This is a genomic window from Streptomyces sp. NPDC007095, from assembly GCF_040634475.1.
Taxonomy (GTDB): domain Bacteria; phylum Actinomycetota; class Actinomycetes; order Streptomycetales; family Streptomycetaceae; genus Streptomyces.
In genome coordinates, this window is sequence record NZ_JBEYFS010000365.1 from 1 (window position 1) to 7,279 (window position 7,279).

General features: G+C 73.0%; 6 protein-coding genes and 1 pseudogene. 3 read left to right on the plus strand and 4 right to left on the minus strand.

Annotated features, from left to right (window positions below):
* Window positions 1–95 precede the first annotated feature (95 nt).
* A pseudogene (locus tag ABZ656_RS54780) lies at window positions 96–428 on the plus strand (hypothetical protein); the annotation flags it as partial.
* 124 nt (window positions 429–552) lie between these two features.
* Here the strand turns inward: ABZ656_RS54780 and ABZ656_RS54785 are convergent.
* The 4 genes from ABZ656_RS54785 to ABZ656_RS54800 form a co-directional block, all read right to left on the minus strand.
* Entirely contained in the window at window positions 553–1,599 is a 1,047-nt protein-coding gene (locus ABZ656_RS54785; protein WP_101407606.1) for a lactonase family protein, read from the minus strand.
* Between the two features lie 62 nt (window positions 1,600–1,661).
* On the minus strand, window positions 1,662–3,050 hold the full coding sequence (locus tag ABZ656_RS54790) for a nitric oxide synthase oxygenase (RefSeq protein ID WP_101407607.1): 1,389 nt from the start codon (window positions 3,048–3,050) through the stop codon (window positions 1,662–1,664).
* A 137-nt stretch (window positions 3,051–3,187) separates the two neighbouring features.
* A complete protein-coding gene (locus tag ABZ656_RS54795; RefSeq protein ID WP_101407608.1) occupies window positions 3,188–4,684 on the minus strand; it encodes an FUSC family protein in 1,497 nt (498 codons plus the stop codon).
* 185 nt (window positions 4,685–4,869) lie between these two features.
* Window positions 4,870–6,021, minus strand: coding sequence for a hypothetical protein (locus ABZ656_RS54800; RefSeq protein WP_360279786.1), 1,152 nt, complete (start codon window positions 6,019–6,021; stop codon window positions 4,870–4,872).
* Window positions 6,022–6,211: 190 nt separating this feature from the next.
* On the opposite strand from ABZ656_RS54800, the gene ABZ656_RS54805 reads away from it, so the two are divergent.
* Entirely contained in the window at window positions 6,212–6,688 is a 477-nt protein-coding gene (locus tag ABZ656_RS54805; protein ID WP_101407610.1) for an Lrp/AsnC family transcriptional regulator, read from the plus strand.
* Between the two features lie 55 nt (window positions 6,689–6,743).
* Window positions 6,744–7,279: HAD family phosphatase (locus ABZ656_RS54810; RefSeq protein WP_360279789.1), on the plus strand; the 536-nt coding region annotated here is incomplete at its 3' end.

Genomic DNA, 7,279 nt, shown 5'->3' on the forward strand with positions numbered 1-7,279 from the left:
GTCGCCGGCATTTCCCGGACGCTCCTTCGCTACTTCCGAGCCGGACAACCTCGTCTGCTGTGGGCGATCTCCGGCGTCGCCATGGCGAGAGGTGTGAGGAGGCCGTACAGGCGGCCGGGATCACCGGCATGCTGCTCGCCGCGCGGCTCGCCGTGCCGGTGATGGCGGCGGCGCTGGACGAGGAGGGCGCGATCGCGGCCACCGCCGAGCAGCTGCGCGGCTCGGGTTCCCAGCAGCTCGCCCTGGCTCCGTACCTGATCGGCCCGGAGATCGACGCCGGTCTGCTGGACGCGGCCGCCAAGGAGGCGGGCTGCTCCGCCGCCGAGGCGCTCGGACCGTACCCGGCGATCGGCAAGCTCGCGCTGGCCAAGTACACGACGGCGCTGGGCATCGCCCCGCAGCAGCCGCAGGGCGCGCCGGTCCGCTGACCGCCCAGGCACCACCCCTCGCACGCCGAAGGGCCCGCTCCTCTCACAGGAGCGGGCCCTTGTCTCGTCGGCTCTCTCGTACGTCGGCGGCTCGCGGAACGGCGGCGAGCCGGCGCCGGGCGGGTCAGCCGAGGACCACGCAGGAGGCCGCCGGGACCTCCACCGAGCCGCCCCGTCGCGGCACCCCCGTGTCCGGGTCGACCGCGAACCAGGTCACGTCCCCCGAGCGCTCGTTGGCGGCGTACAGGAAACGCCCCGAGGGGTCGAGGGCCAGCGCGCGCGGCCAGGTGCCGCCGCAGGGCACCGTGGCGACCAGCCGCAGCCCTTCGCCCACCGCGTCGGGCGTGAGCACGGAGACGACGTCCTGGCCGCGGGTGGCGGTCCACACGAAGCGTCCGTCGGGCGACACCACGATGCCCGAGGGGTACGCGTCACCGTCCGGGACCCCCGAGAGCACCGGCGTCTCCCCGACGGGCCGCAGAGAGCCTTCCAGGGCGCTCCAGCGGCAGACGGTGACCGTGGGGGCGAGCTCGTTGAGCACGTAGGCGTGTTCGCCGCGCGGGTGGAAGGCCAGGTGGCGGGGCCCGGAGCCGGGGCGCAGCGCGATCTCGCGGTGCAGCGTGAGCCGGCCGCCGTCCAGCGCGCACACCCGTACGGAGTCCGTGCCGAGGTCGACGCTGACGGCCCAGCGCCCGCTCGGGTCGGGCTGTACCTGGTGGGCGTGCGGGCTCTGCTGGCGCCGGGTGTGCGGGCCCCGGCCCTTGTGCTGGAGCACGCTGGAGGCGGCGCCGACGAGCGTGCCGTCGTCGCGCACGGGCAGGGCGGTGACGCTGCCGGAGCCGTAGTTGGCGGTCAGGACGTGTCCCTCGAACACGCTGAGGTGCGTGGGGCCGCTGCCTCCGACGGAGACCAACGGCCCGGCGGGCTTCGGTTCGTCGCCGTCCACGCGGTACGCGGCCACCGCGCCGTCGGCCGTCTCGCTGACCGCGTAGAGCATGCCGTGGGCGGGCGACAGAGCCAGGTAGGAGGGATCGGGTACGCCGTCCACCGCGCTCAGGAGGGTCAGCGCGCCGCTGCCGCGGTCCACGGCCGCGGTCAGGACGCCGGGGCCTCCCGCCGCCGTGAACGAGCCGATGAACGCCCGCTGTTCCCGCGTGCCGCCGTCTGTCACTGCCGTTCCCCTCTCGGTCCCGCGCTCTCCGGGGCCGACGGTAGCAGTCGACGGCCAACGGTCTAGACCAAGGTCCCGCCCGTCTCCCCGAGCGCCCGTGCGCGCGCCTCCGGGTGGTGGACGTATGCGGGATGCCGTTCCACGGTCTCGTAGGTGCGGTGGAAGACGGGTGTGGCGCTGCCGGAGATGGGCGGCACGATCCACGACCAGTCCGCGCCGACCCGGCGGCCCTTGCGCTCCTCGCGGCCGAGGTGGGTCAGGAAGCGCCGGGACTCGGTGTGATGGTCGCTGACGGTGACGCCCGCGTGGTCGAAGGAGTGCAGGACGGAGCGGTTGAGTTCGACGAGCGCGCGGTCCTTCCACAGCGAGCGGTCGGTGCGGGTGTCGAGGCCCAGGCGGTCCGCGAGGTACGGCAGGAGGTTGTAGCGGTCGGTGTCGGCGAGGTTGCGGGCGCCTATCTCGGTACCCATGTACCAGCCGTTGAACGGGGCCGCCGGGTAGCAGACGCCGCCGATCTCCAGGCACATGTTGGCGAGCGCGGGCACGGCGTGCCAGCGCAGTCCGAGCGAGCGCCACCAGGTGTACTCGGGGTGGGCGAGCTCCACTTCGAGCACCGCGTCCTGCGGCAGCGTGAACCACCGGGGTTCGTCGTCGGGCTTGCCGTCGGCGCCCTGGATCACCAGCGGCAGGACGTCGAACGGGGTTCCTGGGCCGCCGGGCCAGCCGAGCCGCCGGGCCAGCGCGGTGAGGCCCGCGTTGCGCGGGTCGCCGGTCACGCCGCCGTCCGGGCGGGCGTAGCCGGCGTACCGGATGAGCTGTTCGTTCCAGATCCGTGGCCCGGGGCGGCCCGGCCGGTCGGGCGCGAACACGGTGATGAGCGCCCTGATCCGGCCCTCGCCCGCGGCCTCCCGCAGATGGTCCGCCGACGCCTCGGCGACGTCCTCGGCCGTCCGCACGTCCCTGCGGTCACGGACGCACAGAGAGCGCCAGTACAGGCGCCCGATGCAGCGGTTGGCGTTGCGCCAGGCGACGCGGGCGCCGAAGGCGAGTTCCTCGGTGGTGTGGCGGTACGTGCCGGTCTCCGCGATCTCTGCCCGCGCGGCGGCGATCCGCCGGGCCGGGTCGCCGAGGCGCTCCTCGGTGTGGCGGAGCGTGAGGAACTCGGCGGCGGCGCGCAGGAGTGCGTACAGCGGGGAGTCGCCGTGCGACGTCGAGGCGGCGGGACGGCCCGGCACGGGTACCAGGCGTCCTGCGAGACCCGGGACGGACAGCTCCGCCCGCCGGGGACCGATCGCCGGCAGTGCGGTCGGGGTCGCGCCGTGCGCCCCGCGACCTGCCGGAACACGATCCAGCCAGCCGCCCGGCCCCTCGGCCCACGGCGTCGGGTACCGCGCGCTCCCGTCGGCGCCGAAGCGCTCCGACTGTCCGGTTCCTCGCGGGAAGTCCCGCATGGTGCCACCCCCAAGCGGTTTCACCCGCGGCCCGCTCCCGCACGGTCCGCGGGTTCCGTGCGTCTGATAGCCGCGGGGTTACCCCGCCCGGGCGGTGATCCACCCTCTACGTGGTCCGTGCATCTGCCTCGCGCGTGTCAGACGCGAACGGCCCTCGAAGCACGGGGGTGCAGGAGGGGCGCGGCGAGGTCGGCGAGCGCCCGCTCGAGCCCGTGCAGGTGTGCGAGTACCGGCTCTTCCAGAGAAGGTGCGTCGGCCTCGACCGAGATCCGCCGCGGTCCGGGTGAGGTGAGTGCCTCGACGGCCCTCTCGACGCGCTCGCACGCGACGGTGAGACGGTCGTCGCAGGAGGCCACGGGGTCCGACGCGATGGCGGCCAGGCCCCGTACCTCCCGTGCGCAGGTGTTCAGTGCCGCGAGTACCTGGCGCGCCCTCCGGCCACGCGCGCGCAGGGGATTGAGCGGGTGCAGAAGGGGCGTGAGCGAGAGCCGCACCTTGTTCAGCACCGTCTCCAGCTCCGCGACGCGTGCCGCGGGGTCGGCGGTGGCGGAGCCGTTCAGCCGGGCCGCGGCCTCGGTCGTGCAGGCGTGGACGCACTGGATCGCCCTGACGATCCAGGCGTCCGTGGTGGCGTGCGTGGTGATCGGCAGCACAAGCAGCACCGCCAGCGCGGCGCCGATCGCCCCGATGCCGGTCTCCGCGAGACGCAGGACGACCAGATGCTGGTCCAGCACGCCGAACATCCCGTAGAGCAGCTCGGCCATCACCGTCACCGCGAGCATCATCCAGGTGTACGAGACCGCGGCGCTGTAGAAGATGACGAACACACACACGGCGAGCAGGGCCACGGTCGGTGCGGGCGCACCGTGCAGTGGGACGACGGCCGAGGCCCCGAGGGCGATGCCGATCACCGTTCCGAGGACCCGGCGGTAGCCGCGGATCAGGGTCTCGCCGCGCGAGGTGGTGTTGACGAAGATCCACCAGGCGGCGCCGACGGCCCAGTACCAGCGCTCCTGGGACAGCAGGCTTCCCACGCCCAGGGCGAAGGCGGCGGCCACGACGGCCTGGACCGCCTGGCGGGTGGTGGGACGGGCGAGGCCCCGGCCGGCCGAAGGGGCGAGCGCCCCGGCGGGCGGCATCCGGCGCTCGTAGCACCACAGTCCGAATCGGACCGCCGAGGACGCGAGGAGGGCGAGCAGTACGGCGACGTACAGTTCGGGCAGTCGCGCCGGCACGGTGTGCAGGAACTGCGCCATGAAGAACGCCATGAACCCGAAGACGCCGAGGGCATGGCCGCGCGCGCCCCAGCGCCGGGCGTACACACCGGCGCCGACGACGGCGAGGAATGCCACGCCCCGCGCCGTCGGGTGGTCGTGCAGGGTGGCCGCGAGAGCCAGGACCGGAAGGCCCACCACGGGCAGCAGCGCCGTCGTCGCCAGCTGTCCGCGCACCGTGGCGTCGGTGACCGTGAAGAGGGCGAGCAGCGCCGCGAGCCCTCCCGCGACCGCGCCCGCGAGGGAGGCACCGGTGACGCCGCACAGGGCCACCGCCAGGCCGATACCGAGGACGGCCCGGATGGCGCCGCGCAGCCGCAGCCGGCCCGGGTCCGGTGCCACGAACACCCTCTTCAGCACTGTTTCCCCGCCCCTTGAGCTCAGCCTGTACGTCAGGCATGCAAAAGGCGCCGCGGGGGTCCCGCAGCGCCATCGACCTGCCCATCACAGCATCATCGGAGCTGTTGGCTCAAGTGGTCTCCGGAGCACTGAGCCATTGGCACAGTCGCCGAGCGGAGAGGGGAGCCATGCGGATGCCATTGGCATCACTCCGTGTCGATCGGGTGCGGGGGCAGCTCGAAGCGCAGCAGGGCCCCGGTCAGGTGCGTACGCAGGTCCGTCTCCATCTCGATGTGGCGGACCTCGCCACTGTCCTCGATGACGGTCTTCACCAGTTCCCCGATGACATCGGGGACCTCGCGAAGGGCGTCTCCGCAGAGCAGGCACTGCTCCCCCGTGCGGGCGAGCAGCCCGTCGCGGTCGCATACGACTCCCGGGGCCACTGCCTCCGTGTCCACGGCCAGCGTCCGGATCGCGGCCAGCGACCCCGCCCACAGGGTGTCGTCGAGCCCGACCGTCGCGTGATGCTTGGTCGCGGCGGCCTCGAGGATCTCGCCGACCAGCCGCTCCTGCTCCTGGTACGCGCGGTCGGTGACAAGAACCCGTACCTTGTCCCGGACGTCGGCGGCGGTCGCGGTGTCGCGGTCGACGGTGAAGCGACCGACGAGCCGGTCGTGCAGGTCACGGGGGAGGAACTCGATGAAGGCCGGTACCTGATAGGGGTGCCCGCCGATGGCCAGCAGATCGAAGCCCCCCTCCTTGAGCAGGCGCTTGAGCTCGCCGATGAGCCGCCGGTAGTGCCCTTTGCTCAGCTCGTCGGCCATGTCGCGGACCGGGTCCTCGTCGAGCCCCGCGGCGTGCTCGGGCCCCCGCAGCGTACGGTCGCGGATCGCCTCCAGCTCCCGGACCTCGTCGAGGTGGTACTCCCAGATCTGGGCGGTGGCCTCGTCCACGACGACCGCGCAGATGCGGTGGTACTCGTCGAGCACCGCCAGCATCGGACGGACGAAGGGGGCCGCGTCCACCACGACTCGTTCGTGGGTGGCGCGTGGCAGCCACACCTCCTCGTAGACGCCGTTGCCGCTGCAGGAGAAGACGACGACGGTCCCGGGCCGCTGGGGTTCCTCGCCGAGCCTCTGCTCTATCTTCGCGATGTCGTCGCGCAGCGAGAGCCGTGCGGCGTGCTCCAGCGAGTGGTCTTCCGCGAGCGGCCTGATGCGGTCCAGCAGGCCGGCCAACCGGGCCCGGTACCCGCGACGGCCCGGCCGGCCCGGTTCCACCGGAAGGTAGAGGGAGACCAACGGGAGCCCGTTCCCGCCGAGCCGGAGAATTCGGTCGACCTGCTCCTGCGTGATCATCGTCGCTCCTCGCCGCTCCTCGAACCTTGCGCCACCCCTCCAGGTAACGCGGTGGGCGCCGCACCGGCAAACGCGGTGCGGCGGACAACGGTGAACACGAGGGGTGAACCTTCCCACCGGACTCGCGGCGGGCTGAGCCATTGGTACGGTCGACGAAGATCACCCCAGGCGGCAGGGAGGCCGGTGGATCATGGCCGTGGACGAACTCGACACCCGCATCCTGCGACTGCTGCTGGAGCAGCCGCGTACCAGCGTGCGCGAGTACGCCCGCATGCTCGGTGTCGCCCGCGGCACGCTCCAGGCCCGCCTCGACCGGCTGGAACGGGAAGGGGTGATCACCGGCACGGGCCCCTCACTGTCCCCCGCGGCGCTCGGACACCCCGTCCTCGCCTTCGTGCACATCGAGGTCACGCAGGGGCACCTCGACGAGGTCGGCGACGCGCTGGCCGCCGTACCGGAGATCATCGAGGCGTTCTCGATCACGGGCGGCGGCGATCTGCTCACCCGGGTCGTGGCGCGCGACAACGCTCACCTGGAGGACGTGATCCAGGCGCTCATCAGCATGCCCGGCGTCGTCCGCACCCGCACCGAGGTGGCACTGCGCGAGCGCGTTCCGCACCGGGTGCTGCCCCTGGTGGAGTCGATCGGGCGAGCAACCAGAAGCTGACCGGTGGCGCAGGGGTATCGGCCGCGCTCGGCCCCCGCTTGGCATCCTGGATCCCATGAGCACTCTCGGCCGCACTTCGGTCATCTTCGATCTCGACGGCACACTCGTGGACAGCGAGCCGAACTACTTCGAGGCCGGCCGCCAGACGCTCGCCGAACAGGGCATCACCGACTTCACCTGGGCCGAGCACGAGCGGTACGTCGGCATCAGCACCCGGGAGACGGTGGCGCTCTGGAAGGAAAGCTACGACTTGCGGCCCCCGCTCGACGCCCTGCTCGCCGACATGGACGGCCGCTATCTGGAGCTGGCCCGCTCCGCCACACACGTGTACCCGGAGATGCGGAAGTTCGTGGAACTGCTGGCCGCCGAGGGCACCTCGATGGCCGTGGCCTCGGGCTCCTCACCCGCCGCCATCGAGGCGATCCTGACGGGCACCCGCCTGGCCGCCCGGCTGACGACCGTCGTCTCGGCCGACGAGGTCGCGCACGGCAAGCCCGCCCCGGACGTCTTCCTCGAAGCGGCGCACCGTCTGGGGGCCGGCCCGGCGGACTGCGTGGTCCTGGAGGACGCCGCTCCGGGCGCCGCCGCCGC

Excerpts from the sequence above, each read along its gene's own strand:
- ABZ656_RS54790 (WP_101407607.1), bottom strand. The coding sequence starts at position 3,050 with ATGCGGGACTTCCCGCGAGGAACCGGACAGTCGGAGCGCTTCGGCGCC.
- ABZ656_RS54800 (WP_360279786.1), bottom strand. The coding sequence starts at position 6,021 with ATGATCACGCAGGAGCAGGTCGACCGAATTCTCCGGCTCGGCGGGAAC.
- ABZ656_RS54805 (WP_101407610.1), top strand. The coding sequence starts at position 6,212 with ATGGCCGTGGACGAACTCGACACCCGCATCCTGCGACTGCTGCTGGAG.